This is a genomic window from Pedobacter sp. 01N310 (assembly GCF_056399805.1).
The window spans coordinates 69,475-95,912 of the sequence record NZ_JBFTSB010000002.1 but is presented as its reverse complement, the minus strand read 5'-3'; the positions used below and the strand labels follow the sequence as shown (position 1 = coordinate 95,912).

Below are 26,438 nucleotides of genomic sequence, written 5' to 3'. Positions count from 1 at the left end.
ACCCTGGACGTTTACCTGAAAGATATTTTTGATAATAGAAATGTGTAAACAAGGTTATTCTTGTGAGCCGTTGGTCGCCAGAAAGAGCAGCAAGGAGGTTATAAGATCTCTATATAACCATCTGTTCCGTTAACTCGAATACGCTGCCTGTCTTTGATCAGTTTGGTGGCATTTTCTACGCCAACCACCGCCGGCAGGCCATATTCTCTTGCAATCACGGCACCATGTGTCATTAATCCCCCAACTTCGGTAACCAGGCCTTTTATTGAGACGAACAATGGGGTCCAACTTGGGTCGGTAAATGAGGTAACCAGTATATCTCCATCTTCCAGATCGGCATCTTCCATGTTTAGGATTACGCGTGCCCGTCCTTCAATCATTCCTGAAGAAACCGCTAAACCTACAATTGCCTCTGCCGGAAGGTTCTCGCGATTGTATTTACCCGTAATAACTTCGCCATCAGAGGTAATTACCCGTGGCGGCGTAAGTTTCTCGTATTTGCAGTACTCTTCTTTTCGTTCAACAATAAGCTGGTAATCAACTTGATGCGTGCGTACCACTTCACAAAGTTCTTCAAAAGTGAGGTAATAGCTATCTTCCTTTTCATGAAAAACATGAGCATCTACGAGTTTTTCGACTTCTTTTAGTAAAGCCTCCTTATAAACAAAAAAGCGGTTAACAATACCGTATTTGGGATATTCACGATAACCCGCAAAATTCCGGAGCAGACTGATCATTTGCTTTGTTTCCAGGGCTTTTTGTTCACCATCTGGTAAATGAGCCAATCTACTCAATAATTCATTTTCCTTTTTTAAAGCTTCCTGTTTCCCCTGCTCAAATTTTCGTTTACCAGCATTGGGCTCAAAGTTTTTGATATTGCTAAGGATTAAGGGAATTAATATCGATGGTTTTTCGCTCCAGCGTGTGTTCGTAATATCAATTTCTCCCGCACACCGCATTCCGTATTTTTCGAGATATGCATAGATTGCATTCCGCGTTTCCTTTCCACCATCAAATTGAATCAGGTCATCTAAAAAATTATCCTCCTTTCCCTCTTGTAAATAATTAATGATCTCTGGATAAGGACGGATTACATCTGCAACATCCAATAATGCCAAGCCCATTTCTGAAGTAATGTTGTTGGGTGCCGACTGAGACAATGTATCTGCCGGATTTTTTTCACCCAACCATTCTTCCATCTTTTCATTGAGCCAGGATGAAGCATTCATCGCGGCTATAATCACCCCCATATGTTGCGAATCAAATATCATCTTCTTTGATCGCTCGATGTCTTCCAGGATAAAATCAAAAAGACCTGGTCCTGATTTCGTTTGGATGTTTTGTTTTAGTGTTTCTACTGACGCCTCATTAGTTTTGATCAGACCAGCAACGATAGCAGGGTCGTTTCCTATCTGCGTTAAAATATCGGCAGCCGACAGGCCCTTAGTACTCTTGACCAGCACTGGTCCTTTTCCATCATCTGGTAGTTGTTTTATAAAGTCGCCTCTTTCTGTGATGGTGATCAATGCATCTTTTATGAGCGGATCATGTTGCCCCATCGCATCTAATAAATTCGTCCTCCCAGCTGCGGTGGCCAGACTATCCGTTACATCTACAAACAACCTTCCGCCAGCACTAAACATTGGCCTGGCTGCCCTTAACTGCCATAACGATAGCCCTAATGGCTTCATGGCATCAGTCATCATTTGCTGATGTCCGACAGATATGTAAACATGGTTTCCCTGATCGTTCCCTTCGGGGATTGGGTATAATGTAGTGATTGGCCTACTCTGAACAATATAAAACCTACCATCAGCCAAACACCATTCGATGTCTTGTGGATGGCCGAAGTGCTCCTCAATCTTTCTACCCAGCTGCTCAAGCTGTAAAATCTGTTCATCTGTAAGCACTTGACTATTTTGCTCTCCAGCTGAAAGCCCTTGAGATTTTGTACCACCGTCTTTTAAGGCATAAATAGCCAGTTTCTTAGTTGATATTTTTTTATTGATAATTCTGCCACTGCACACCTGATAATTATCGGCATTTACCAGGCCCGAAACCATGGCCTCTCCTAATCCAAAACTGGCATCAATAGATAACATTCTCCGATTTCCTGAAACCGGATCTGCCGTAAATAATATTCCTGCTGCCTGCGGAAAAACCATTTTCTGAACAACGACAGATAATTGCACTTTCCAATGGTCAAAACCGTTCTGGAGGCGATAAATTACCGCTCTATCGGTAAATAATGATGCCCAGCACTTGCTGATATGTTTTAAGATGACTGTTTTTCCGATAATGTTCAGGTAGGTATCCTGCTGACCTGCAAAAGATGCTGATGGAAGGTCTTCGGCGGTAGCACTAGATCGGATAGCAAAGGCTTCATGCTTGTCAAAATTGTTAAGATAACTTTCAATTTTTTCGGATATATCATAGTGAATAGGTAAATTTTCGATTAGTGTCCGGATTTTTCCGCCAATTTTACTGATCGTTGAATGCTCTTCTACTTTAAGGTTTTCTAATTCTTTCAACAAGCTATTTAACTCTTGATTGTTTTCGGTTATCCTCTTATACGATTCGGTGGTTACGCAAAAGCCATCGGGCACTTGTATCCCTTCAATTTTTGATAATTCGCCGAGGTTGGCGCCCTTACCGCCAACTTCTAAAAGATTAGACCTGTCGATTTCCTGAAAACCAATTACATATTTGCTCATTCTATTTCGTTTTTTATCTGGTAGATATTTAGTTCTTCCTTAGCAATTCGAAAACAGTTCGGCTTTGTTTATCAACATCTTAAACTCAATTTTAAAGGAAGTAAAAAGCCAAAAATAGAAGCTATAAAGTATCGAAACAACGTTTTTTAACTATATTTTTCCAAGCGCAATAATGGTAGAAGTATTGGCGTTATCCTTACAACAAAGCGGCAATAATTAATACTATATTATCCACTTATTTCCTCCAAATAATTTTTCTCAGCCTTAAATATTGAAGATGCCAGAACGTTATTGCAACTATGCGAAATACAGAAAAGGACACAAAATTAGGTGCATTACCCCGCAGCAGAGGCCAAAGTTTTGCCACGTTATTTAAGCGATATGCTTAGGGCTTTGACTAGACAAAATACCTAGCAACTTATTCACGAAAAGTTAGTTGAAAAAGCAAAAGAAAAACTTTCGACGCCTGAATTGTCGGTGAGTGAAATTTGCCTACCAGCTGGGTTTGAGCATCCACAGTCATTCAGTAAATTCTTTAAAACAAAAATGCGCTTATCGCCCTTGGAGTTTAGGCATTCTTTTAATTAGAAAAAGGGATAAATAATTTATATTAGTGAGCTATAATTTAAAGAATGATTAAATCAAAATTTGACAATTATCAGTTCATTGGCCAGTTTGTAATGACAGGATTATTAATCCTTTGTGTGTTTTTGTTTTATGCGGCACACTTTGGCAAACATCCTATACCTCAATTTTCAGGTTTAGGTCTATTAAGTACTTTACTTACGGTTATTTTACCATTGTACATAATCGCGCAGATGAAACTGAACTATAAAACGACTGTTATAGATCCCGACTCAAAAACAATTTCCTTTAAAATGTTTTTACTTCCCATCACAAAAACTTATCCTTTTAATTATTTCGATGGTTATGCTGACACTGTGGTAAAAGATAAATATGGGAGTTATAAGTGTTTTTATTTAGTTAAAGAGCATAAATTGAAATACAAGATGTCAGGTAGGTTTTATAGTAACATCGATGAATTAAAAGAAGGAATTTCGGTATTAAAGTATATGGGGTTTATCAAAAACACGTTTCCCCTTTCAATGAAAATTGCTTTCAACAAATCTGTTTTTTAATGTGTCCACTTTTTTAAAAGCATATCTTCAACAATATAAAAGCTGCATTATTGTAGAAGCAATTTTAATATTTAAACTGGAAGTTAAAATGGTTAAAGCTAAAAAAACAACAATCATTTATTTTAAAAGCCTTTAATAAACCTAGTTATTTAAACTGGCGGAGAGGGCGGGATTCGAACCCGCGGTACCTTGCAGTACACACGCTTTCCAAGCGTGCTCGATCGACCACTCTGACACCTCTCCGTGCTGGATTGCAAAAGTATATTTTTTATTGATAAAAAAAATGCTCCCGATTAAAATCAGGAGCATTTTATAAATATGATATTAGAAATTAATCTATAACCGTAATTTTTAACATGTTGGTTTTACCTTTTGCTTCCATTGGGATAGCGGCAGTATTGATGATGATATCACCTTGTTTAACCAATTTTTTGCTTTTTAAGAATTCGTTAACCTCAATAATGGTGTTATCGGTACTTTCCCACTTATCATAGTAGAAGCCTCTTACACCCCAAAGTAAACTTACTGCGTTTAATAAAGCCCTGTTACTGGTAAAAATAAAGGTTAAAGCTTCCGGACGGTGGCTTGAGATTTCGAAAGCAGTGTAACCGCTTAAAGTCATCGATACAATACCTACCGCGTTAGTTTGTTTCGCTAAGAAACAAGCTGAATCGCAAATGGCATCGCTTAAGAAAGAAGGCGATTTTGGTTTTAAAAACTTATCAGGGTTGAAAGGATAGTTGTTCTGCTCAATGTTCTGGATAATTTTTTGCATGGTTTCAATAACGATCAATGGAAATTCTCCAACTGAAGTTTCGCCGCTTAACATCACTGCATCAGCACCATCTAAAACAGAGTTGGCCACATCATTCACCTCTGCACGTGTTGGGCGAGGTGTAGTGATCATACTCTCTAACATTTGTGTAGCCACAATTACAGGTTTAGAAGCTGCTCTACATTTAGCAACGATCATTTTTTGTAATAATGGAACTTCTTCCATCGGACATTCAACACCTAAATCGCCACGGGCAACCATAATACCATCTGTTACGGCAATAATCTCATCGATATTTGCAATGGCTTCTGGTTTTTCAATTTTCGCAATTACACGGGCAGTTTTACCGCGCTCTGCAATAATTTTTTTAAGTTCGATAATATCTTCTGCCTTACGTACGAAAGATAAACCGATCCACTCTACATCATTTTCTAAAACAAATTCTAAGTTTTCGCGGTCTTCTGGTGTTAATGAAGGAATAGAAACTTTAGTATTTGGCAGGTTTACACCTTTTCTTGAAGTTAAAATACCACCGTGAACAATCTCACAAACTACTTCATCCTTTAAGTTGGTAGAAATCACTTTCATTTGAAGCTTTCCATCATCCAAAAGGATAATTTCGCCCGCCTGAACATCCTGAGGGAAGTTTTGGTAAGTAATGTAAATACGTTCTTCGTTACCAATACATTCGTTAGTAGTAATTACGGTAGTTTTACCATTGATCAGGTTAATACCACCCTCTTTTACTAAACCGATACGGATTTTAGGCCCTTGTAAATCGGCAAGGATACCTACATTATAATCGTATTTTTTGTTTAAATCGCGGATGGTATCCAAAACCGCTTGGTGATCTGCTTGTGATCCGTGCGAAAAGTTTAAGCGGCAAACATCTAAACCTGCGTTAAACATACTATATAATACATCTGGTTTTGCTGATGCAGGCCCAAGCGTGGCAACAATTTTAGTTCTCGAATGAAAAGGTTTCATTTAATTAATTGATTTTAGCAATGCAGTTTAAAGCATTAATTATTATCTAAAATAATCAAACTGCATCAAATTTTATATATTTTGTTCTTTTGTTCTTTGTTTGTAACCGTCAAATATAGTGTATTTAATACACCAAGTATATAATTTTTATATTACCAAATTCTCACGGCTCTTTAACTTGGCCGGATCTATCTTTGCAGCTACCTGTATATCAGGCAATTTATTTAAACCGTTGATTAAATAATCCAAATCTTCCTTATCAATAAATTCTTTAATAATAATAAAAAAATCTACTTTGTTCATTTCAGGAATTAGAAAACCATCGCTGCTTTTATTGCAAATTAAGTAGTATTCTACCTCACCTTGCTCTACAAAAAAGTAATATTTCGAGAAACACCAGGCTGGTTCGTCGATATTAAAAAATATTTCATGGTCTTCTATTTTTTCAAATTGAGTATTTAACCGGGTATTAATTTTGTGGCAGAGCACATAGTCTTTTAAGGGTGCTGTGATCGCAATTAGTATAAAATCAAGGTCTAAGGTAAGTTTTAGGTAAGTCTTATTCAAAGCGAAATAAATTATTTACAGAACGAAATTAAAAAACTAATTCTATATTCGCTGTGTTATTGAGATACCAAAATTACGTATCGAAATAAAAACATTTGAAAATTGTAAGAATTTATTTTTCTTTGCACAGAATTATTTAACCATTAAATTATAAAATTATGTCTGATATTGCTTCAAGAGTTAAGGCTATTATCGTAGAAAAACTAGGTGTTGACGAAAGCGAAGTTACGCCAGAGGCTTCATTCACCAACGATTTAGGTGCAGATTCTTTAGATACCGTAGAATTGATTATGGAATTTGAAAAAGAATTCAATGTAGCTATTCCTGATGATCAGGCTGAAACCATCGGTACAGTTGGTCAAGCAATTGCTTATTTGGAAAAAAACGTTAAATAGAATTACGCTTTTTCAGTATAAATGGAATTAAAAAGAGTAGTAGTAACAGGGTTGGGTGCGCTCACTCCTATAGGCAATAATGTTCCCGATTTTTGGGAAGGATTGACTAACGGGGTGAGTGGCGCTGCTCCTATTAAGGGTTTTGATACTGAAAAGTTCAAGACCAAATTCGCATGCGAGGTTAAAAATTTTAATCCGGAAGACTTTTTGGAGAAAAAAGAAGCCCGCAAGCTAGATCCGTTTGTACAATATGCTCTTGTAGCAACAGATGAGGCTGTGAAGGATGGTGGTTTTGATTTTGAAAAATTAGATACCAACCGGATCGGAGTAATCTGGGGCGCGGGCATAGGTGGATTGAAAACTTTCCTGGATGAAATTTCAAATTTCGCTAAGGGAGATGGTACGCCAAGATACAATCCATTTTTTATCCCTAAAATGATTATTGATATTGCTCCAGGGCATATCTCGATCAAATACGGCTTACGTGGGCCAAATTTTGCAACCGTTTCGGCATGTGCTTCTTCAACAAACGCAATGATTGATGCATTTAACTATATCCGCTTGGGTATGGCTGATGTAATTATCAGTGGCGGTTCTGAAGCGATCATTAACGAAGCGGGTATGGGTGGTTTTAATGCCATGCATGCATTATCAACACGGAACGAAGATCCGGCAACAGCATCACGCCCTTTTGATAAAGATCGTGATGGTTTCGTAGCCGGTGAAGGTGCCGGAACGATTATTTTAGAAGAACTTGAACATGCAAAAGCAAGAGGTGCAAAAATTTATGCAGAGCTTGTTGGCGGTGGAATGAGTGCCGATGCTAATCACATAACGGCACCACATCCTGAAGGTTTAGGCGCTAGAATGGTAATGACCAATGCACTAAAAGATGCTGGTTTAACAACTGCGGATATAGATTATATCAATGTACACGGTACTTCTACGCCTCTTGGTGATATTAGTGAAACCAAAGCCATTGGTACATTATTTGGTGAGGATGCTTATCGTTTAAACATCAGCTCAACCAAATCGATGACTGGCCACCTTTTGGGTGCAGCTGGAGCTATTGAGGCTATTGCAGCAATTCTTTCTGTTAAAAATGACATTGTTCCTCCAACAATCAATCACTTTACAGATGATCCTGCATTTGACCCTAAATTGAATTTTACTTTTAACAAAGCGCAAAAACGTACCGTTAGAGCTGCTTTAAGTAATACATTCGGTTTTGGCGGCCATAACGCTTCTGTTATTTTTAAGAAATACGAAGATTAATTTAACAGCCCTACTATATAATTTTGTATGCTAATTAAAAATAGATAACTTAGTTAAATATGCTAATTAGCCGTTAATTGTGTTATTTATTTAATGCCGATATTAAAATTATATAAACTTTATCTCTCTCCCGAAAAGGAGTTTGTTAAAAAGCTGAAAAACATTTTGGGCTTTGTTCCAGGCAATGTTACGCTCTATAAAATGGCGTTCAGGCATCGTTCTGTAGCAAAAGTTTTAAAAAATGGAAGCAGGAGCAGCAACGAACGCTTAGAATTTTTAGGCGACGCTGTTTTAGGTTCGGTGATAGCAGAGCTGCTTTTTAAGCATTACCCCTACAAAGAAGAAGGTTTTTTAACCGAAATGCGTTCGAAGATTGTAAACCGAGCTAATTTAAATCAGCTGGCAAAGAAAATTGGTTTTGATAAGCTTATTCAGTTCGATCAGCGTTCAGTGAGCGTACAAACCAAGCACAATTCGATGCTGGGTGATGCTTTTGAAGCCATAGTGGGTGCCATCTATATGGATAAGGGCTACAACTTTACCAAAGAATTTTTATTGCGCAGGATCGTAAAACCACACATCGACATCCACACTTTAGAACTTACAGAAACCAATTTCAAAAGTAAATTGATCGAATGGTGCCAACGCCATGGTAAGGATGTAATGTTCGAACTGGCAGAGAATGGCGAAGGCGAAAGCGCTAAATTATTTACCATTAGTGCTGTAGTAGAGGGCGAAAAAGTAGGTACCGGACGAGATTATAACAAGAAAAACGCAGAAAAATTAGCTGCAGAGAAAGCTTGCGAAGCATTGAGTATATAAGTTCATTGGTTCAGTAGTCATTGGTTTATTTGGTTAATTGTATAAACTGGTTAGTCGGTTAACTGTTGATATAGACTAAAAATTCTGACCTCTGACGTCAGACTTCCGACTTTTTACCTAAAACTCAAAACGCTAAACCGACTATAGACTTCGGACTAAAGACTACTTTCCCTTCCCTAACGTATCGGTAAATTTCTTCGAAGATTCTTTAATGTATTTAATGTAATCGTAGCTGTTCCAATGTTCTGCCTTATCAAATTCCGGACGACAGTTTAACATGTATTTCTCTAAAGTATCACCCCTTAGTTCGGTATTGTTTTTAATGACACTCTGATTGAAGTATACATCAATTTGCGATTGTTTGATTTCATTATCGGCATATCTGCCAAATCTCCGTGCATTTTTAGGGTCAGTGCCAATTAAATTGTATAGCGCATTTAAAGGGCTGAATATAGCAGACAAAAGCGTTGTTTTACCCCCGTTGTACACGCCCTTATTTTTAAACTCGCGCTTAATTTCGTTCAGATCCTCTTTTTTGGTATTCCCCCTAATGGTAACATCGGCTAGCGTGGTACTTCCTCTAACTAGATAAATTACCAGATCTTTTTCGCTATTTACCACTACACGTTGATCGATCAGGTCGCGTTTAATTACCAACAGTGTATCACCAATTCTGGCTTTTAACTGAAACATACCAATATCATTACTGCCTACACCGATTCCGGTGCGTAGGTTGGTAATTTCGGATAAGGCAATCCTGATATTCGAACCTTTTTCGATCACCACACCTTTGACAATAAAATCCTGTGCCTTTGCGAAGAAGCTGATTGAGGTAAAAACGAAGAGTATAATGCCAAATTTAAAGTTTTTCATGGTGTGTTATTTGTATGTTTCAAAGTATCGGTATATTTTTTAGCCGATTCTTTGATGTATTTAACAGCATCGTAATTGCTCCAATTAATGGTCATGCTGCGTGTCGGGTAATAATCCAGCAAAAATTTGTCCAGATCTTTTCCAGTTAAGGTAGTATTATTTAAAACTAAATTTTTATTAAAAAACTTATCTACCTCGATTAAACTTAGCTCCTTTTTATAATAACGGTTAAAATTACGCGCTCTTGCAGGCGTTTTGCCAAAAAGCTCATAAAAAAATGTTATCGGATTCCCACCAAAAGGGTTTAACAAAATTAAAGGCGGTTTACCTGCATAAAATGAACCATTTCGTTTCAGATCGCTTTTTATGCTTTCCATTTCCTGCTTCTTGGTCTGCCCTTTAACTGTAACCTCCTCTAGCATAGTACTTCCTCTGATCAAATAAACAACCAGGTCATCATCTGTTTTAACGACTACTTTTTGCTCATTCAGGTTTCTTTTTTGAATCAACAATGTATCGCCAGTACGGGCACTTAACTGAAACATACCAATATCGTTACTTGTGGCGCCCATTTTACTGCGCATGTTGGTAACCACAGCTAAAGCAATCCGCACATTTGAGCCTTTTTCAATTACTACACCTTTCAGCACAAAATCCTGAGCCTTTGTTTTTAAGCCCTGTGTTAAGATGGTCAATAGAAGAATAATTTTTAAATGCTTCATCGCATCAAATGGCAAGTTAAATTATCTGGTAGCGCAAATTAGTTATCTATTTTAACAGCATATCGGTTTTGTTGTTTGTTTCTGCCCTAATTGTTACATCCCAACAAGAAAACTCCATTATCTTCCTTACGAAAGGAGTAAAAAATACTTTCTTATCTACCAATATTTTTGTAAAATTAACATTTGTTAAACTTGAAAACTGTTAAATAAACGTTAATAAACATGAGAAAACTAATGAGTGGATTTTATTTACTCTATTCGGCAATTGTATTTTTTATACTCATGCTTATTGTTTGCCCCTTTATTCTGATCAGTACAGGTATTTTTAAGGAAAAAACAGGAAGAAAAATTTCATTCTATTTTTTAAAATTCTGGGCATGGGCTTTTAGTCTTTTCACTTTTCTATGGTTTTCTGCCGGCGGAGAAAAAATTGACACTTCGCGGGCTTACATCTACGTAGGCAATCACAGTTCATTTTTAGATGCTGTCGCCATTGTAATCTGCATTCCACAGGCCTTTAGCCCACTGGGAAAGATCGAAATGCTTAAAATCCCGGTATTTGGATGGATTTACAAACGTTTGGTGGTGATGATTGATCGAAGTAGCAGAGAAAGCCGAGACCATTCTGTAGCCGAACTGAGAAAAGACCTTGCCGATGGACAATCGATCCTGATTTTTCCCGAAGGGACAATGAACAAATCAAACAAGCCTTTAAATCCATTTTATGATGGCGCGTTTCGCCTGGCGATAGAAACCCAAACACCGATTTTACCTTTTGCGATATTGAACAGTAAAGAACATTTACCCCGAACGAACCCACTTTTACTTAACCCCGGGATGATTAGAACAGTATTTGGAGAAGCCATTGAGGCGAAGGGACTGGTTGCCGATGATCTGGGAATGTTAAAGGAAAAAACTTTCAACGCAATTTTAGCACTGTTAATAAAATAACTTAATCTTTATTTGAAATGAGGGATTCGGTACTTTTGGCTAAAGCAGTCCTACTGTCCGTGAACATCAGGTTTAGGAACAAAGGTTCTGCACCTTGTAGGTAACAGACCCCTGCCAAAAACTACTCCACATTGTACATAAACCCGATTGCAGCGAGCACGTAGTGTAACAAAGTAAAGCGCAAAGCGGGGCTGCAATCCCCGAAGAAATACTGAACGCTAGTTTTCTAAATATAAAGGTATTTTATGCCGGTATGCTACAACTCTGACTCCTTGCCCATTATTATTTCTCCTTTCGGCTTAAAACCCTATCTTTGCGCATGATAAAATCCATGACAGGATACGGCTTAGCAACAGCCGATTATGCAAATGCAAAGTATAGTGTCGAAATCAAATCGCTCAACAGTAAATTCCTGGAGCTGAATTTAAAATATCCTAAAGCTTTTTCTGATAAAGAGCTGATCCTGCGCAACATCTGCAGTAAAGACATCGAAAGAGGAAAAGTAAGTTTAAGCATCAATGTAGAACGTACCAATGGTGAAGTTACGGGTGCTACCATCAATACGGCCTTATTAAGCCACTACTACAAACAGCTTATTGCCGTTAACAACGAATTGGGTGCTGATAGCAGTAACTTATTGCAAACAGCATTAACTTTTCCTGATGTAATCAGTTACAAGGAAGAAAGTGTAAGTGAGGATGAGTGGAACCATTTATTTCAGATTTTCACCTCGGCTTTGGCCAATTTCAATAAATTCAGAGAAGATGAAGGCTCAGTTTTAAAGGCCGATTTAGAACTGAGAATTAAAAATATCCTTTCTTATTTCAAATCTGTTGAGGAATTAGAACCAAAAAGAATTACCGCAATCCGCGATAAATTTACCCAGTTTTTAGATGATGCTGTAGGCAAAGTAAATATCGATCAGAACCGTTTCGAGCAGGAATTGATCTACTACATTGATAAAATAGACATTACCGAGGAGAAAACACGTTTAAAAAGCCATTGCGATTATTTCTTGCAAACTTTAGCAAGCAAAGAAGCAAACGGTAAAAAAATGGGCTTCATTTCTCAGGAAATAGGAAGAGAAATTAATACCATGGGCGCTAAAGCAAATGACGCCCAGATGCAACAATTTGTTGTAGGTATGAAAGAAGAATTAGAAAAGATAAAAGAACAGTTATTAAACGTATTATAAGGAGAAAGACTAAAGACTAAAGCATAAAGCAGCTTTGGTCTTTCAGCTTTTTGCTTTCAGCTTACAAAATGAAACAAGGCAAATTAATCATATTTTCGGCACCATCAGGAGCAGGTAAAACCACTATAGTACACCATTTATTAACGAAATTTCCTGAGCTGAGCTTTTCTATTTCTGCAACCACCCGCGAATTGAGAGGCGCTGAAACACATGAAAACGATTACTATTTTATTAGTAAAGAAGAGTTTTTGCACAAAGTTGCCCGCCAGGAATTTGTGGAATTTGAAGAGGTTTATAACGGAACTTTTTATGGCACCTTACGCTCAGAGATCGAACGCATCTGGAATGAAGGCAAACATGTTATTTTTGATATTGATGTAGAAGGCGGTATCCGTTTGAAAAGAAAATATGAAGAAGATGCCTTGGCCATTTTTGTTCAGCCACCATCATTAGATGTTTTAAAAGAACGTTTAAGCGGTCGCGGAACAGATAGTCCGGAAAAATTACAGGAACGTTTTATCAAAGCTGAAAAAGAACTGCTTTATGCAGATAAGTTTGATGTGATTTTAAAAAATTACGATCTGGCTACAGCTTGTGCAGAAGCAGAGCAGTTGGTCGGAGATTTTTTAAAAAGTTAGCAGTTTATAGTTTCCAATTCTCAGTTTTGGGTGCTTTAAAATATTGTTTGGTTAAATCTTAAAGTCACATTATGGACGATTTTTCTGATCTATTAGTTTACAAGAAGTCATTTGAGTTGGCCATGAATATTTTCGAACTCAGCAAGTCTTTTCCAAAAGACGAAATGTACTCATTAACAGATCAGATTAGAAGGTCTTCGCGATCTACAAATATTTGTTTAGTTGAAGCTTATAGGAAACGAAGATATAAAGCCCATTTCATCAGTAAGCTTTCGGACAGTGATATGGAGAATAGTGAGACGAAAGGCTGGTTAAAGTTTGCTTTTGAGTGTAAATATCTTGATAAAGAGCAACACGAAAAATTAACATTGCAAAGCGACGAAGTTGGAAAATTGTTAAATCACATGATCAATAATCCAGAGAAGTATGGTGTTGCTTAAACTGTTCATCAATTAATGTAGCGAACTGAAAAATGTCAACTGAAAACTATAAACTAAAAACTGGTCTTTTCTTTGGTTCATACAACCCCATCCATACCGGGCACTTAATTATTGCCAATTACATGGCTAACCATACCGAGCTTGATGAAGTATGGTTGGTAGTTTCGCCACATAATCCGCTAAAAGATAAAAGTGGCTTAACCAATATGTACGACCGTTTGGAAATGGCCAAACTGGCGACAGAAAATGCAGAGCATATCCGTGTGAGCGATATTGAATTTTCGCTACCTCAACCATCATACACTATCGATACGCTCACCTACTTACACGAAAAATATCCTGAAAAGGAATTTGTGTTGATTATGGGCGCCGATAATCTGGTATCATTCAAAAAATGGAAAAACTACGAGGTACTTTTAAAAAACTATCAGATTTATGTTTACCCACGCCCAGAGGCGAATGTAAGCGAATGGGAAAATCATCCTTCCATCACTTTTACCAAAACCCCTTTAATGGAAATTTCGTCAACTTTTATCCGCAAAGCCATTAAAGAGAAAAAGAATGTTCAGTTTTTCCTGCCCGATAAAGTGATCGATTTCATTGAAGGCAAAGGAATGTATAAATAGGAGAGATCAATATTTGTAATCTATACAGCACCTAGAAAACAACGGGCTTACAACATATTGTATTAAATCGATTACTTGGATTGGTTTTTGTTTAATTCGCCTTTTGATTACTAATTTAGCGGCAGCAGATACAACAAAACACGTGAAAAAAAACTTATTTCTACTCATTGCCTTTTGTGGCGCTGCATTTTCGGCAAGCGCACAACAGAAAACCTACTTAGAATTATTGGCCAATCAACCTAAATGGGTAGATTCGGTTTTTAACAAACTTAACCGCAGAGAGCGTATTGCACAGATGTTCTTTGTTAGAGCGCATACCAATCTGGGTAAAAAATATACAGATTCAGTTGGTCAGGTAATTAAAAAAGAACAATTGGGGGGGGTTATCTTTTTTCAGGGAGGCCCTGGTCGACAGGTTTTAGCCACAAACGCTTATCAAAAACTGAGTCGGGTGCCATTAATAGTGGCAAATGATGGTGAATGGGGCCTGGGCATGCGTTTGGATAGTACCATTTCTTATCCTTATCAAATGACTTTGGGTGCCATCCAAAACAAAGAATTATTGTATAAAATGGGCCTTGAAGTGGCTAAAGATTACAAGCGCATGGGGATGCAGATGAATTTAGCTCCTGACGCCGATATCAATAACAACCCCAAAAACCCCGTAATCAATTACCGTTCTTTCGGCGAAAATAAATATAACGTAACCACTAAGGTTGCCGCTTATATGAAAGGTATGCAGGATGGCGGTTTATTAACTACGTTGAAACATTTCCCTGGTCATGGCGATACCGATGTAGATTCGCACTACGATTTACCACAGCTTACTTTCTCTGCTACACGGTTAGATACATTGGAGATGTATCCTTTTAAAGAGCTGATTAAACAAGGCGCATCGGGGGTGATGATTGCCCACATGAACATCCCATCGTTAGATGCTACACCAAACCTACCTTCTACCCTATCTAAACCGATTGTTACGGGTATTTTGAAGCAGAAATTAGGTTTTAAAGGTTTGATTATTTCTGACGCGATGGATATGAAAGGCGTGGTAAAATATTTCAAAGATGGTGAAGCTGATTTAATGGGTATCATTGCCGGAAACGATATTATTGAGCTATCTGAAAACAGCGACAGGGCCATTAAATTGGTGCGTAAAGCCGTAAGGCAGGATCGTGTAAGTATGGACGAAATAGACCAGAGTGTGCGTAAAATATTGACTGCAAAATACTGGGCAGGCCTGGCCAAACGCGATACGATTGTAACCCAAGGTGTTATTACAGGTGTAAACCGCAAGTCGAGCAATGCTTTGGTGCAAGAGCTGGCAAATGCATCGGTAACGCTGTTAAAAGGTAAAGATTATATCAAGCGCCTCATCCCGATCAGAAGAACGGCCATTATCAGTATTGGTGTACCTTCGGTTACCACTTTCCAAAAAGAGGTTTCGAAAGGTTATTATAACTCTGTTTATTATGTGCTGGATAAAGATGCCAGTGCTACTCAGATTTCCAACATCGCCCGCGAAATCGGCGCATTCGACCAGGTGATTGTGGGTATTCACGATAGTCGTGCAAGACCAGCCAATAATATTCCGCTAAATGCAGGTGTAAAGAATTTTATTAAAGAATTATCGGCAAAGAATGCTGTTTTTGCGCTCTTTGCAAATCCATATAATCTGGCTGGTTTATCGGGTTTAGAAAACAGTAAAGGTTTGGTTGTTGCCTATCAAAAAGAAGATTATATGCAAATTTCAGCTGCTGCTGTAATTAATAACAGATTGGCACCAACAGGAAAGTTGCCTGTAGGCGTGGCGCCGTTTTATAAATTTGGAGATGGCCTTTAATTGTTGACAACCGAGATACAAAATACATAAAGAATAAATATTTTGTCATTCTGAGCGCAGCGAAGAATCTTTTGCCACTGAGAAGTGGGTTAATATTCCGCATTAGCTTCAGCCATGTCGTCGCCCTGATCCGATAGCTATCGGATTTATTTCAGGGCCTCTATTTATAGCTTTAGTCTTTTAGCTTTCCTAAAACAATTTCGCTTTCAAAACGATTATCTAATATAAAACCTTAATGTTATGATAGATCCAGAAGATGACAATTATTCAAACGATCCGAATGATGCTTTACGCAGAGAGGATGATGTTGAAAATATCAACGAAATTAATGGCGACGACACCAGCATTGAACATGATAAAGATCTGTTGGAACAAGCCGACGAAGCATCGAGGGCTTCTTATGAGTTAAACCTCGATGATGAACTAGATGAAGATGATTTAGACGATTAACAAAAAAAGCCACCCCGATTTTATATCAGAACGGCTTTTTTACTTTTTTAGGCTCCGGCTATTGTCGTTGGGTCTTAAACCTTACACCCTCTGCCTTAAACCTCTATTTGGCCTTCGGCTTATAAGTTTCGGGATTAACCGCGGTGGTTGTCCATCCTTTTAAAAATGAAGTGATTTTCTTTACATCATGCCCAACTTTCTTTTTACCATTAGCGCCAATTTCTTCGGTTTCTAAGTAAGAAGAATTTTCGATGTGCAATACTTTGCCTTTCCCATCCAGAATTAAAAATACCGGAAAACCAAAACGTTGAGGGTAGCCTAAGCTGGCTAAAACAGTTTCGTTTTTATTCTCAGGACTGTAATTAACCAGAACGGTTTCAAAATTATCGTTAATGTATTTTTTTAGCGTTGCTGTGCTGTCAACCAAATTATGGAATGCAATACACCAGCTGCACCAATTACCACCAACCTGTAACAAAACATGTTTATTTTCTTTGGCTGCTTTTGCAACCGCAGCAGCAATTTCAGCTTTAGCGTCTGCTTTTGGGTTATAGATATGAACACCTTCTTTTTTCGCCTGACTAAACGCCGCTGTCGAAATCAACGCAGCAGTTAATAAAATGATTAATTTTTTCATGATTTTCGATGAATAATAGCAAATGTAATAAAGTCTAGTATTACAATGGATTATTTGCAAATTCTTTACAGAGCGGAAACAGTCCGTAGAATCGAAAGGATTAAGAACGGAGGTTTAATCAAATATGAATTTTACATTATCCATCTCCAATTCTCCATCTTCATTTTACATATCTTTGTTTTCCAATGGATTTTTTAGACATACATACCCACAAAGTTGCCACCCAACCTGGGGTAACCAGCATTCAAAGTTTGTCGTTAACCAGCGATATCTTTTTAGCAATGCCTAAAATCAAGGCAATTTCTGTTGGGCTGCATCCCTGGTTTGCTAAAATTGATCACCTCGAACTACAGATGAAATATCTAAGTGTTGTCGCCAATCAAACAAATGTGAAACAGATTGGAGAGTGTGGTTTAGATCGGTTGAGGGGTGAAAACCTGGAAAATCAGACCATAATCTTAGAAAAACAAATCGAATTGGCAGAAAAAATTAATAAACCATTGATTTTACATTGTGTTAAATGCTTTTCAGAGTTAATTGCAATTAAAGAACGATTAAAAGTTAAAGTACCGATGATTATCCATGGTTTTAACAAAAATGAGCAGCTTGGCCAACAGCTAATGGACAAAGGTTTCCTTCTTTCCTTTGGAATAACTGCTTTAAAAGAAAATTCGGGCGCAGCTAAGCTGATTCAAAGTACCGATCAATTTTTCCTGGAAACTGATGATTCGGATATCTCAATTGAAGAAATTTACCAAGCCACAGCCATTTTAAAAAAATGTAGCATTGATGAGCTTAAAGCTCGTATTTTTGCAGACTGGAATAAATTGATTTTAAAGAAATAACCACAGATTAGCACAGATAAATAAACATCTGTGTTCATCTTTTTCATCTGTGGTAAAATAGTAAATATATGTCTGATGTTAGCTGGCTTTCGCGCTCTGCCCTCCTTGTTGGGAATGATGGAATAGATAAACTCCAATCGAAACATGTTTTGGTGATCGGTTTGGGTGGTGTAGGCTCTTTTGCTGCCGAGTTTATCTGCCGTTCGGGCATTGGCGAAATGACCATTGTTGATGGTGATGTAGTTGACCCGACCAACCGCAACAGGCAGCTACCTGCTTTGGCGACCAATCATGGTGTGAGCAAAGCCGAAATAATGCAAGAGCGTTTATTGGCCATTAATCCCGAACTAAAACTTCATGTGGTAAATACTTTTCTTAGTCCTGAAAAATGCAGGGAAATTTTAGAATCTGGCTTTGATTACATTATGGATTGCATCGACAGTGTAATGCCAAAAATCACTTTATTAGGAACTGCTCTTGAAAAGAATATCCCTATTGTTAGCTCAATGGGTGCTGGTGGCAAAATGGATCCTACCAGAATAAGGATTACATTACTTCCTGACACTTATCAATGCGTTTTTGCGAGTTATGTTCGTAAAAGGTTAAACAAACTTGCAAATGCCAGCAAAATAAAGGCTGTTTTCTCAACAGAAGAAATGGACAAAAACTCGATGATCATGACTGATGGGAGTAATTTCAAGCGCTCCGCTTATGGCACAGTTTCTTACCTGCCTGCGGCATTTGGCGGTGCCTGCGCCTCGGTTGTAATCCGCGATCTGCTTGGCCTGCCAATCGAAATGGCCGAACGCCCTGCAAGGATCAGCCATAAGACATTGAATAAAAGAAAAAGTAAAAAATCCTAATAGCGGTAGAATTGTTGATATCATGATTTCGGGAAAATTTTAAATTGTTGTAAGTTTAAAATTCGAGAGAAATCATATTATGCCCCAACCCCTCAAAATTCTTCAGGCCTCTGCAGGTTCCGGTAAAACGTTCAGTTTAACTGCACACTACCTTACGCTACTTTTCAGTGGAGAGAACAAATACCGCGAAATTTTAGCGGTGACCTTTACCAATAAGGCGACCGAAGAAATGAAAACCAGGATTCTGGAGGTATTGTTAGGATTGGCAAAGGGCAATCCATCGAAAAAAATCGAAGACTATCGGAAACTTATTTTACTCGCCTATCCAATATTAAGTCCGCAAGAATTACAGTTTAAAGCAGATAAGATTTACCGGAAAATTTTGCACGATTACAGCCGTTTTTCAGTAAGTACGATTGATGGTTTTGTGCAAAAAGTAATCCGTGGTTTTGCTTTCGAGCTTGGCCTAAATGCCGATTATAATTTAGAAATGAATTATGACAAGGTAAAGGATGATCTCGTAAATAAACTAGACGAAGCTTTAGACCATAATAAACAGCTCTTACAATGGATCATCGATCTGGCTATCGAACGCATTAGTGACAATAAAAGCTGGAACTATAAATTCGAACTTTATAATTTAATTGGCGAAATATTTTCCGAACGTTTCCAGATCTTTGAAGATGCGGTAAGCACCCTTGGTTTAGAAAACGTCGACGAATTATTTAAAAAATACATAGATGTTACCAAAACAGAAATCAAGACCTTTGAAGAGGAACTGATTTCTCTGGCAACCGAAGCGAATGAAGCCCTGAATGTAATCGGTGTAGAAGCCGAACATCTCAAAGGGAAATCGCGTAGCCCGCTGGCTAAAATTATCCTGGTTGCAAGAGGCGATTTTTCTAAGATAGAACCACTATTCAATTTAATCGACGAACCCGATGAGTGGTTTCAAAAAAATGCAAATTTTCCGGAGGCTTACGATACGGTAAATCCGATCCTCCAGAAATTAAAAACGCATTATTTAGCACATTTACCAAATTATAGCCTCGCCATCGCTTTTAATAAAAATCTTTACTATTTAAGGTTGATGCAGGAAATTGCCGTATTATTGAAAGAGTACCGGGCAGAAAATGACAATCTGCTCATTAGCGATGCACAAAAACTGATCTCCGGAATTACCGAAGATGCAGGCGATAACCCTTCTTTTATCTGGGAAAAAGTGGGTAACCGCTACCGTAATTTCTTATTCGACGAATTTCAGGATACCTCCACCAGCCAATGGGGAAGTTTTAAATCGCTCTTAACAAATGCGATGGCTACGCCGAGCGAAGATCTGATCGATCACCTGATTGTTGGCGATACCAAACAATCTATTTACCGTTGGCGTAATGGCGATTGGAACATCCTGCATAAACATGCCAAGTTAGATGTTGGTGCAGAAAATGTATTGGAGGAAAGTTTGGAAGAAAATTATAGAAGTGCCGAGAATATCATCACTTTTAACAATTTCCTTTACAAAGCTATCCCTTTAACCCTGCAGAACGAACTGAACGAAAATCTGGCAACCAAACCTGAAAGCATCTCTAAATGGTGGCAGGAACAGCATTACCAACAGATTATTACCGATATTTATAGTGGCTCAACCCAAAACTTTGCCACCAATACCTTAAAAGGTGGAACCATCAAAATTAAAAAGTTCGGCAAAGATCATGCACCTAATGAAGCCCGTTTTACCGAAACCGTTTTCAGGGACATTGCTTTAGACGATATTGTTGAAGAAATAAATCATCTCAAAAACCAGCAGCAGTATGCCCTAAAGGATATTGCCATTTTGGTTCGTTCGAATAGTGAAGCCTTACTGACGGTTAAAAAATTAATGGGGCATAACTTACCGGTTTTATCGGGCGATGCTTTATTGATTTCGAACAACTCGGCTATACAGCTCATCATCAATACCTTGAAAGTGCTCATTGGTTTAGAATCGCAAACAGCATTATATAAAGCCAATTGTATTGCGCTATATTTTTCCTTGCACGAGAAAGAGATCAATGCCAATTATTATTTAAACCTTAACAATAAACCTTTAAACACACTCTCCGAAGTTTTACCCGTAGCTTTGTGCGAGAACTGGCAAAGCTGGTTACAGCTCCCCCTGCCTGAACTGGTTGAGATTTTAATTGAGAGTTATGGGCTAAAAAACCTGACCGCCAATTTACCCTACTTGTTGGCTTTTAGGGATCTCACCGCTTCTGCCGGTAAGCTTGGTGAAAAAGGTATTATTTCCTTTTTAACCTGGTGGGAAGAAGATGGTATCAAAAAATCACTACCCTCGCCAGAAGGCGCAGATGCCATACAGATCATCACCATACATAAATCTAAAGGACTGGCCTTTAGGGCTGTTTTCGTACCATTTTGCAACTGGGAAATTAAAGGAAAACCAAATGGTACGTTTTGGGTATCTTCTGAAGAAACGGTTTACAAGGAACTTAAAGGGATTCCTTTAAAATACAATGAAGCCCTGGCCGATTCGGCCATTGCAAAGGCATATTATGAAGAGTTGCTTTATAATAATATGGATGCATTGAATATGCTTTATGTGGCTACCACACGTTCAAAAGATTATTTGTACATCGCCACGATGGCAAAAAAAGAGCTAAAATTGTCCAATATGGGCGATGTAATTAATTTCACTTTCGATGAGCAGTTTGATGAAAACGGGGTATACGAAATCGTAGATAATGTCCCGGTCGAAAGTAAATCAGCGGATTCGAATTTTATCAATTTAAATAGTTATCCAACCACAACCCGCTTATCAGAGTTATATATTCCTTCAGAAGACAAACATTTAAAGCATTTGGTCAATATTGAAAAATCAGGAAGAAAAGGTTCGTTGTTACATGATATCCTGGCCAGTGCCAGTACTTCAAAAGAGGTGAATGATTATACAAGCAATCTGGTTTTGCAGGGCATTATCAAGGAAGAGGAAAAGCAGAAATTAATCGATTCGGCACTTGAAGTATTAAACAATCCCGAACTTAAGGCCATTTTGGACAAAGCGAGCGAAAGTATAGTAGAAAAAAATATTATAGATGCCCACGGTAAGCTTCATCGCCCTGACAGGGTGCTGATCAATGCTGATGAGGTAATTATTCTGGACTATAAATTTACTTTGGAAGAAAGTGACAAACACATCGAGCAGTTAAATAATTACAGGGTACTGCTTTCAGAAATGGGCTATCAAAATATCAGAACCTATCTTTTCTATGCAGTTAAAGGCAAGTTGAAATTAGTATAATATGGAAAAAGTAAATGATTTATATGGCAATTCACATTATCACACTGTTCAAAATGTATCAATCTGCTACGCAGTGCGTGGCAATTTGCAAATAACCAGCAATAAAAAAATTAAATATTGTACACACTGCACAGGAATTTGGACTGGGTACAGTTCTGTATTAAATCTAATCTTTTAACCTAACATGAAACCATTTTTACAGGAAGTTGCCGAAGATTTAGTTACCAGATTTGGAAATCAGCTTGAAAACTGTGCCATTGTTTTTAACAACAAACGGCCATCAGCCTATTTACAGAAACACTTCGCCGATATCATTGGCAAGCCTTTTTTCAGTCCCTCATTTTTTACCATACAAGAATTTTTCGCCAGTTCTACCAGTTATAAAATAGCCGATTTTTACCTCCAGTTTTTTACTTTACACCGTATTTATAACCAACTGCTTGCCGAAGAGCAGCTGGAAAGCATTTCGAGCCATAAGTTTTTTCCATTGGCCAAGATCATCTTAAGTGATTTTAACCAGATTGATGCTGACCTGGTTGATGCAGAGAAACTATACCGCGATCTGGAAGATATTTCAGTCATCAATAAAGATTTCGATTATTTAAGTCCAGAGCAGTACGAATTTCTTTCCCAGTTCTGGACATCCTATTCTGAAGGAAAACACAAAAAACAACAGGAACTGTTCATCAGGATGTGGCGCAGGATGCCCAAGCTTTACCATAAATTCCACTCAACGCTTAAAGAACAGGGATATTTAACCAATGGCTCTGTTTATCGCCACCTTGCCGATAACATTACAGATCACCAGCAGTTTATTTCGAATTTTGATAAGGGCAAGATCATTTTTGTAGGTTTTAATGCTTTGAGTAGCGCCGAAGCTAAAATATTTACCCAGCTACAAGAAGCCGACAAAACATTGTTTTATTTTGATGCTGATACTTATTATTTAGATGATATATCGCAGGAAGCAGGTTTGTTTTTACGCAAAAACATGAACCAACTGGGTTTAAAAAATGTATTTGCCGACCACGAAAGTTTAATGAAATCTGCAGAACACCATGTGAAGGTTTTCAAAGTTCAGGGGCAATCCGCACAGGCCAAAATCCTGAATAATATTTTAGAAGAAGATTATACAGCTACTGAAATTATTGGCAAAACAGTGGTGGTTTTGGCAGATGAGAGTCTGTTGATCCCAACTTTACAGACGATTCCAACTACATTTAACGGAAAAGAAATCGATCTTAATGTAACGATGGGTTTTGCGCTGTCAACCTCAAGCATTTTTGGTTTGGTCGATTTATGGTTGGGCAGTCAGTTGGAGGTTTTACAGCGGGATAAAGTAAGCTACAAAAATGTAGAAGCTTTTTTAACCCATCCGTTAACAGGCCTTACCCAAAGAATGCGGGATAAAATTTTAACCGCATTATTGGAAGAAAACCAAGTGGAGATCGACCATAAACGCTTATTACGCCAAAGTGGGCTGTTTGAAACTTTTTATAAAAAAATCGACGATCCGCAGCATGTAGTAACCAATTTACTCGATGTATTGGATTATGTGTTAACAAGATTATCGAATGCGAAAACATTAAAAAAAATCGATGCAGAACTGTTTGTAAAAACCATTCAGGAATTAAATAGGCTACACGATACTTTTAGCAACCACATCGGTAAAGAGGAAATCCCTTTTGTAATTTACCTTGTTCAAAAATCGCTGCAGGCCATTGCGGTACCACTTTCAGGCGATCCGCTGAATGGGATACAAGTAATGGGATTACTCGAAACCCGAAACTTAAATTTCGATAAAGTGGTAATTTTGGGCTTCAACGAAGGCATTATTCCAAAATCATCCATTGGTAATAGTTTTATTCCCGATTCTATACGTCGTGTTTACGGCCTTCCGGTTCTTGAAAATCTTGATGCCATTTCCTCTTATATGGTATACCGTCTATTACAAAGAGCAAAGAATATCAATTTTGTCTATAATAGCTTAACCGACGAGTCTACTTCAGGCGAAGCCAGCAGAATCTTAAAGCAGCTTGAATACGAAAGCGGTTTCGATTTTGCATATAATGAGCTTAATCTGGAGGTAAAAACCGAGCCTTTTAAGGAAGTAAAGATCGAGAAAACCAATAATGCCTTTATCCAGGAAACACTTCAGAAATACCTCGATAAAAAGAAGGTACTTTCGCCATCGGCACTTACCCAGTATATCTCTAACCCGATAGATTTCTTTTTCAATTACATTGCAGGCATTAAAGAGCCTAAAGAAGTAAGCGCTGTAGTAGAAGCCAACGAAATAGGTTCGATTTTACACAAAGTGATGGAGTATTTTTACGAGGATTTAAGGTCGGCTGAAATTACTGCAGAGCGGATTAAAGAGAAACGGAAACAGATTCCCACTTTGATACAAAAAGGTTTTAATGCCGTGATGTTTAAAAATCCCGATACAGTGATGGAATATAAGGGTATGCAAAAGGTAATTTTATCGATTGTTGATGCCTATGTAAACATCATTTTAAATCAGGATGAAGCACAAACGCCATTTACGATCATTAGCCTAGAGCAAAAAGTAGAAGCCGAAATCAGTTTCCCGCTTAAAGGAAGAGAAGCCAGCGTTAAAATATTTGGTTTTATAGACCGCGTTGATGTAAAAGATGGGGTAACTAAAATTATTGATTACAAAACAGGAAGTGATAAGTTAACCTTTAAAGACATCCCGGAATTATTCAATTCTGATGGCAAACATATCAACAAAGCTTTAATCCAAACGCTTTTGTATACGTATGCTTATGAGCAATTTTCGGGCAGAACTTTTGTAGAACCCAACCTGTATGTAGTAAAAACAATGAGCGTAGATGGCGTTTGGTTTAAGTCGGGCAGGCAAAACCTATCTGGAGCTTATTTGGAAGAAATTAAACCGGAATTTCTAGCTGAGTTAAGAAAAAAGTTAACCGAACTTTTCGAAGCACCTTATTTCGTTGCCAGTGCCATTGAGGATAATTACAAATATTCTATTTATAAAACTTTATTTGGGAAGTAGATTTAGTTGCAATTGTCTGAAGCCAATCGCAATGAATAACAAATGCCTATATGTCCTGCTGTAGGCAATTTACATTTCTTAGCAGTCTGTTTTAACAGACTGCTAAAATTCCCTATATTAGACTAATCAAACCATCAATTATGTCGTATGTAAGAATTTGGGTTCACCTAGTGTTCTCAACCAAAAACCGACATCCCTATTTAACAAAAAACATCCGCTATAAAGTTCAAAAGCACATTATGGAAAATTGTAGAGAAAAATCTATTTTTCTACAGGCAATTAATGGATATACCGAACATATACACTGTCTAATATCTCTAGGAAGAGGACAAACAATTGCAAAAGTAGCTCAGCTCATAAAAGGTGAATCATCATTTTGGATCAATAAAAATATGCTAACAGACATACCTTTTATGTGGCAAGATGACTATTTTGCCGTATCCGTTAGTGAATCTGGTTTGCAAGCGGTTACCAATTATATTAAAAATCAAGAAATTCATCACACCAAAAAATCTTTTGAATCTGAAGTCAAAGAATTTGAAGACAAGTATGGATTTATCTTAGAAAAAGAAGATCTTTAAAAATGCTAACCTTAAATTTCACAAAATTCCCCATACTCGAAACTGAACGTTTAATTCTCCGTGAACACGATCTTGCTGATGCCGAAGCGCTTTTTGCCATGCGTACCAATGAAACGGTAATGAAATATATTGACAGAGAAAGGCCCAAAGATATTTTTGAGATCAAAGATTTTATCTCACGTTTTAGAAATGGTTACGAAAATGGCGATAACCTGGCTTGGGTAATTGCCTTAAAAGAAAACCCTGAACAAATGATCGGATCTGTAGGTTATTGGCGCACTGATTTTGCTAACCACAGGGCTGAAATTGGTTACATGCTCCATCCTGATTATTGGAGAAAAGGAATTATTTCGGAAGCATTAAAGCGATCAATTGCATTTGGCTTTGAAGAGGTTAATCTACACAGCATCAGCGCCAACATTAATGTCGAAAACGATGCCTCAAGGCAAATACTTATTAAACACGGATTTGTAAAAGAAGCACATTTTAAACAAGATTATTATTTCAGGGGCCAATTTCTGGATAGCGAAATTTATGGCTTATTGAACCCAAATCATTAAATCATGGTAAAAAATAAGGCTTTTAATAAAAAGGGGCGTCATCTCGACCGGAGCATGGCGGAGCGGAGAGATCTATTATGCACCAGTCTTCTTTTTATACGATAGCAATAATATTATTCATTTTGAAGAAGATATTTCGGAAAAAGCATGAGCTTTGATACAATAAGCTAATCAAAAACACAATTGCCCAATATTATTTCTT

The 26,438-nt window shown here is 37.7% G+C and carries 24 protein-coding genes and 1 tRNA gene; 18 read left to right on the top strand and 7 right to left on the bottom strand.

Features of this window, described 5'->3' with window-relative positions; genetic code table 11:
• Positions 1–98 precede the first annotated feature (98 nt).
• Positions 99–2,714: a phosphoenolpyruvate synthase gene (gene ppsA, locus AC1DNH_RS05995; protein WP_477625261.1), complete on the bottom strand. Its 2,616-nt coding sequence runs from the start codon at positions 2,712–2,714 to the stop codon at positions 99–101.
• A gap of 420 nt (positions 2,715–3,134) precedes the next feature.
• On the opposite strand from ppsA, the gene AC1DNH_RS05990 reads away from it, so the two are divergent.
• Together AC1DNH_RS05990 and AC1DNH_RS05985 are read left to right on the top strand one after the other, a co-directional pair.
• Positions 3,135–3,302, top strand: coding sequence for a helix-turn-helix domain-containing protein (locus AC1DNH_RS05990; RefSeq protein ID WP_477584349.1), 168 nt, complete (start codon positions 3,135–3,137; stop codon positions 3,300–3,302).
• A 44-nt stretch (positions 3,303–3,346) separates the two neighbouring features.
• On the top strand, positions 3,347–3,853 hold the full coding sequence (locus tag AC1DNH_RS05985) for a hypothetical protein (RefSeq protein WP_477584343.1): 507 nt from the start codon (positions 3,347–3,349) through the stop codon (positions 3,851–3,853).
• 155 nt (positions 3,854–4,008) lie between these two features.
• Here AC1DNH_RS05985 and AC1DNH_RS05980 read toward each other — a convergent pair.
• The 3 genes from AC1DNH_RS05980 to AC1DNH_RS05970 all read right to left on the bottom strand — a co-directional run bounded on the left by AC1DNH_RS05980 (position 4,009) and on the right by AC1DNH_RS05970 (position 6,182).
• Positions 4,009–4,096, bottom strand: a tRNA-Ser gene (locus tag AC1DNH_RS05980).
• Positions 4,097–4,184: 88 nt separating this feature from the next.
• Positions 4,185–5,615, bottom strand: a complete 1,431-nt coding sequence (pyk, locus tag AC1DNH_RS05975) for a pyruvate kinase (protein WP_057931851.1) — start codon at positions 5,613–5,615, stop codon at positions 4,185–4,187.
• Positions 5,616–5,762: 147 nt separating this feature from the next.
• Positions 5,763–6,182: an IPExxxVDY family protein gene (locus AC1DNH_RS05970; protein WP_230144333.1), complete on the bottom strand. Its 420-nt coding sequence runs from the start codon at positions 6,180–6,182 to the stop codon at positions 5,763–5,765.
• A gap of 158 nt (positions 6,183–6,340) precedes the next feature.
• Between AC1DNH_RS05970 and AC1DNH_RS05965 the strand changes: the two genes are divergently transcribed.
• The 3 genes from AC1DNH_RS05965 (at position 6,341) to rnc (ending at position 8,674) form a co-directional block, all read left to right on the top strand.
• Positions 6,341–6,577 (top strand): acyl carrier protein, encoded by a 237-nt coding sequence (locus AC1DNH_RS05965; RefSeq protein WP_008508386.1) that lies wholly within the window; start codon positions 6,341–6,343, stop codon positions 6,575–6,577.
• 21 nt (positions 6,578–6,598) lie between these two features.
• Positions 6,599–7,852 (top strand): beta-ketoacyl-ACP synthase II, encoded by a 1,254-nt coding sequence (gene fabF / locus AC1DNH_RS05960; protein ID WP_029274997.1) that lies wholly within the window; start codon positions 6,599–6,601, stop codon positions 7,850–7,852.
• Between the two features lie 93 nt (positions 7,853–7,945).
• Entirely contained in the window at positions 7,946–8,674 is a 729-nt protein-coding gene (gene rnc, locus AC1DNH_RS05955) for a ribonuclease III (RefSeq protein ID WP_215124919.1), read from the top strand.
• A gap of 162 nt (positions 8,675–8,836) precedes the next feature.
• Here the strand turns inward: rnc and AC1DNH_RS05950 are convergent, their stop codons facing one another.
• Both AC1DNH_RS05950 and AC1DNH_RS05945 read right to left on the bottom strand, forming a co-directional pair.
• The gene (locus AC1DNH_RS05950) at positions 8,837–9,547 is read right to left on the bottom strand and encodes a hypothetical protein (protein WP_477578924.1); all 711 of its coding nucleotides are present in this window, start codon (positions 9,545–9,547) and stop codon (positions 8,837–8,839) included.
• Positions 9,544–10,269, bottom strand: coding sequence for a hypothetical protein (locus AC1DNH_RS05945; RefSeq protein WP_477578926.1), 726 nt, complete (start codon positions 10,267–10,269; stop codon positions 9,544–9,546). The genes AC1DNH_RS05950 and AC1DNH_RS05945 overlap by 4 nt, the downstream gene beginning before the upstream one ends.
• Positions 10,270–10,491: 222 nt before the next feature.
• Between AC1DNH_RS05945 and AC1DNH_RS05940 the strand changes: the two genes are divergently transcribed.
• From AC1DNH_RS05940 to AC1DNH_RS05910, 7 genes are all read left to right on the top strand, one after another.
• Entirely contained in the window at positions 10,492–11,220 is a 729-nt protein-coding gene (locus AC1DNH_RS05940) for a lysophospholipid acyltransferase family protein (protein WP_477578928.1), read from the top strand.
• A gap of 331 nt (positions 11,221–11,551) precedes the next feature.
• On the top strand, positions 11,552–12,415 hold the full coding sequence (locus AC1DNH_RS05935) for a YicC/YloC family endoribonuclease (protein WP_057931857.1): 864 nt from the start codon (positions 11,552–11,554) through the stop codon (positions 12,413–12,415).
• 68 nt (positions 12,416–12,483) lie between these two features.
• Positions 12,484–13,053: a guanylate kinase gene (gene gmk / locus AC1DNH_RS05930; RefSeq protein ID WP_477578930.1), complete on the top strand. Its 570-nt coding sequence runs from the start codon at positions 12,484–12,486 to the stop codon at positions 13,051–13,053.
• A gap of 71 nt (positions 13,054–13,124) precedes the next feature.
• A complete protein-coding gene (locus AC1DNH_RS05925; RefSeq protein ID WP_477578932.1) occupies positions 13,125–13,493 on the top strand; it encodes a four helix bundle protein in 369 nt (122 codons plus the stop codon).
• 32 nt (positions 13,494–13,525) lie between these two features.
• Positions 13,526–14,119 (top strand): nicotinate (nicotinamide) nucleotide adenylyltransferase, encoded by a 594-nt coding sequence (gene nadD / locus AC1DNH_RS05920; RefSeq protein WP_477578934.1) that lies wholly within the window; start codon positions 13,526–13,528, stop codon positions 14,117–14,119.
• A 142-nt stretch (positions 14,120–14,261) separates the two neighbouring features.
• Entirely contained in the window at positions 14,262–15,962 is a 1,701-nt protein-coding gene (locus AC1DNH_RS05915; RefSeq protein ID WP_477578936.1) for a glycoside hydrolase family 3 protein, read from the top strand.
• A gap of 240 nt (positions 15,963–16,202) precedes the next feature.
• A complete protein-coding gene (locus tag AC1DNH_RS05910) occupies positions 16,203–16,412 on the top strand; it encodes a hypothetical protein (RefSeq protein WP_057931859.1) in 210 nt (69 codons plus the stop codon).
• A 103-nt stretch (positions 16,413–16,515) separates the two neighbouring features.
• Here the strand turns inward: AC1DNH_RS05910 and AC1DNH_RS05905 are convergent, their stop codons facing one another.
• On the bottom strand, positions 16,516–17,049 hold the full coding sequence (locus AC1DNH_RS05905) for a thioredoxin family protein (RefSeq protein ID WP_477578938.1): 534 nt from the start codon (positions 17,047–17,049) through the stop codon (positions 16,516–16,518).
• 185 nt (positions 17,050–17,234) lie between these two features.
• On the opposite strand from AC1DNH_RS05905, the gene AC1DNH_RS05900 reads away from it, so the two are divergent.
• From AC1DNH_RS05900 to AC1DNH_RS05875, 6 genes are all read left to right on the top strand, one after another.
• The gene (locus AC1DNH_RS05900; protein WP_477578940.1) at positions 17,235–17,894 is read left to right on the top strand and encodes a TatD family hydrolase; all 660 of its coding nucleotides are present in this window, start codon (positions 17,235–17,237) and stop codon (positions 17,892–17,894) included.
• A gap of 68 nt (positions 17,895–17,962) precedes the next feature.
• Complete coding sequence (locus AC1DNH_RS05895) at positions 17,963–18,757, top strand: tRNA threonylcarbamoyladenosine dehydratase (protein ID WP_477578942.1); 795 nt, start codon at positions 17,963–17,965, stop codon at positions 18,755–18,757.
• A gap of 79 nt (positions 18,758–18,836) precedes the next feature.
• Positions 18,837–22,055, top strand: coding sequence for a UvrD-helicase domain-containing protein (locus AC1DNH_RS05890; protein WP_477625260.1), 3,219 nt, complete (start codon positions 18,837–18,839; stop codon positions 22,053–22,055).
• Positions 22,056–22,239: 184 nt separating this feature from the next.
• Positions 22,240–25,095 carry a PD-(D/E)XK nuclease family protein gene (locus AC1DNH_RS05885; RefSeq protein WP_477625259.1) on the top strand — a complete coding sequence of 952 codons (2,856 nt, stop codon included), beginning with the start codon at positions 22,240–22,242 and terminating at the stop codon, positions 25,093–25,095.
• A 140-nt stretch (positions 25,096–25,235) separates the two neighbouring features.
• Positions 25,236–25,676, top strand: coding sequence for an IS200/IS605 family transposase (gene tnpA / locus AC1DNH_RS05880; RefSeq protein WP_477625258.1), 441 nt, complete (start codon positions 25,236–25,238; stop codon positions 25,674–25,676).
• Positions 25,677–25,678: 2 nt separating this feature from the next.
• Positions 25,679–26,236, top strand: coding sequence for a GNAT family N-acetyltransferase (locus AC1DNH_RS05875; RefSeq protein WP_477585783.1), 558 nt, complete (start codon positions 25,679–25,681; stop codon positions 26,234–26,236).
• Positions 26,237–26,438 lie beyond the last annotated feature (202 nt).

What these genes read in the sequence shown, in the direction of transcription:
- ppsA (WP_477625261.1), bottom strand. Translation starts at nt 2,714, where the DNA reads ATGAGCAAATATGTAATTGGTTTTCAGGAAATCGACAGGTCTAATCTT.
- AC1DNH_RS05985 (WP_477584343.1), top strand. Translation starts at nt 3,347, where the DNA reads ATGATTAAATCAAAATTTGACAATTATCAGTTCATTGGCCAGTTTGTA.
- pyk (WP_057931851.1), bottom strand. Translation starts at nt 5,615, where the DNA reads ATGAAACCTTTTCATTCGAGAACTAAAATTGTTGCCACGCTTGGGCCT.
- AC1DNH_RS05965 (WP_008508386.1), top strand. Translation starts at nt 6,341, where the DNA reads ATGTCTGATATTGCTTCAAGAGTTAAGGCTATTATCGTAGAAAAACTA.
- fabF (WP_029274997.1), top strand. Translation starts at nt 6,599, where the DNA reads ATGGAATTAAAAAGAGTAGTAGTAACAGGGTTGGGTGCGCTCACTCCT.
- rnc (WP_215124919.1), top strand. Translation starts at nt 7,946, where the DNA reads ATGCCGATATTAAAATTATATAAACTTTATCTCTCTCCCGAAAAGGAG.
- AC1DNH_RS05950 (WP_477578924.1), bottom strand. Translation starts at nt 9,547, where the DNA reads ATGAAAAACTTTAAATTTGGCATTATACTCTTCGTTTTTACCTCAATC.
- AC1DNH_RS05945 (WP_477578926.1), bottom strand. Translation starts at nt 10,269, where the DNA reads ATGAAGCATTTAAAAATTATTCTTCTATTGACCATCTTAACACAGGGC.
- AC1DNH_RS05940 (WP_477578928.1), top strand. Translation starts at nt 10,492, where the DNA reads ATGAGAAAACTAATGAGTGGATTTTATTTACTCTATTCGGCAATTGTA.
- AC1DNH_RS05935 (WP_057931857.1), top strand. Translation starts at nt 11,552, where the DNA reads ATGACAGGATACGGCTTAGCAACAGCCGATTATGCAAATGCAAAGTAT.
- gmk (WP_477578930.1), top strand. Translation starts at nt 12,484, where the DNA reads ATGAAACAAGGCAAATTAATCATATTTTCGGCACCATCAGGAGCAGGT.
- AC1DNH_RS05925 (WP_477578932.1), top strand. Translation starts at nt 13,125, where the DNA reads ATGGACGATTTTTCTGATCTATTAGTTTACAAGAAGTCATTTGAGTTG.
- nadD (WP_477578934.1), top strand. Translation starts at nt 13,526, where the DNA reads ATGTCAACTGAAAACTATAAACTAAAAACTGGTCTTTTCTTTGGTTCA.
- AC1DNH_RS05910 (WP_057931859.1), top strand. Translation starts at nt 16,203, where the DNA reads ATGATAGATCCAGAAGATGACAATTATTCAAACGATCCGAATGATGCT.
- AC1DNH_RS05905 (WP_477578938.1), bottom strand. Translation starts at nt 17,049, where the DNA reads ATGAAAAAATTAATCATTTTATTAACTGCTGCGTTGATTTCGACAGCG.
- AC1DNH_RS05900 (WP_477578940.1), top strand. Translation starts at nt 17,235, where the DNA reads ATGGATTTTTTAGACATACATACCCACAAAGTTGCCACCCAACCTGGG.
- AC1DNH_RS05895 (WP_477578942.1), top strand. Translation starts at nt 17,963, where the DNA reads ATGTCTGATGTTAGCTGGCTTTCGCGCTCTGCCCTCCTTGTTGGGAAT.
- AC1DNH_RS05890 (WP_477625260.1), top strand. Translation starts at nt 18,837, where the DNA reads ATGCCCCAACCCCTCAAAATTCTTCAGGCCTCTGCAGGTTCCGGTAAA.
- AC1DNH_RS05885 (WP_477625259.1), top strand. Translation starts at nt 22,240, where the DNA reads ATGAAACCATTTTTACAGGAAGTTGCCGAAGATTTAGTTACCAGATTT.
- tnpA (WP_477625258.1), top strand. Translation starts at nt 25,236, where the DNA reads ATGTCGTATGTAAGAATTTGGGTTCACCTAGTGTTCTCAACCAAAAAC.
- AC1DNH_RS05875 (WP_477585783.1), top strand. Translation starts at nt 25,679, where the DNA reads ATGCTAACCTTAAATTTCACAAAATTCCCCATACTCGAAACTGAACGT.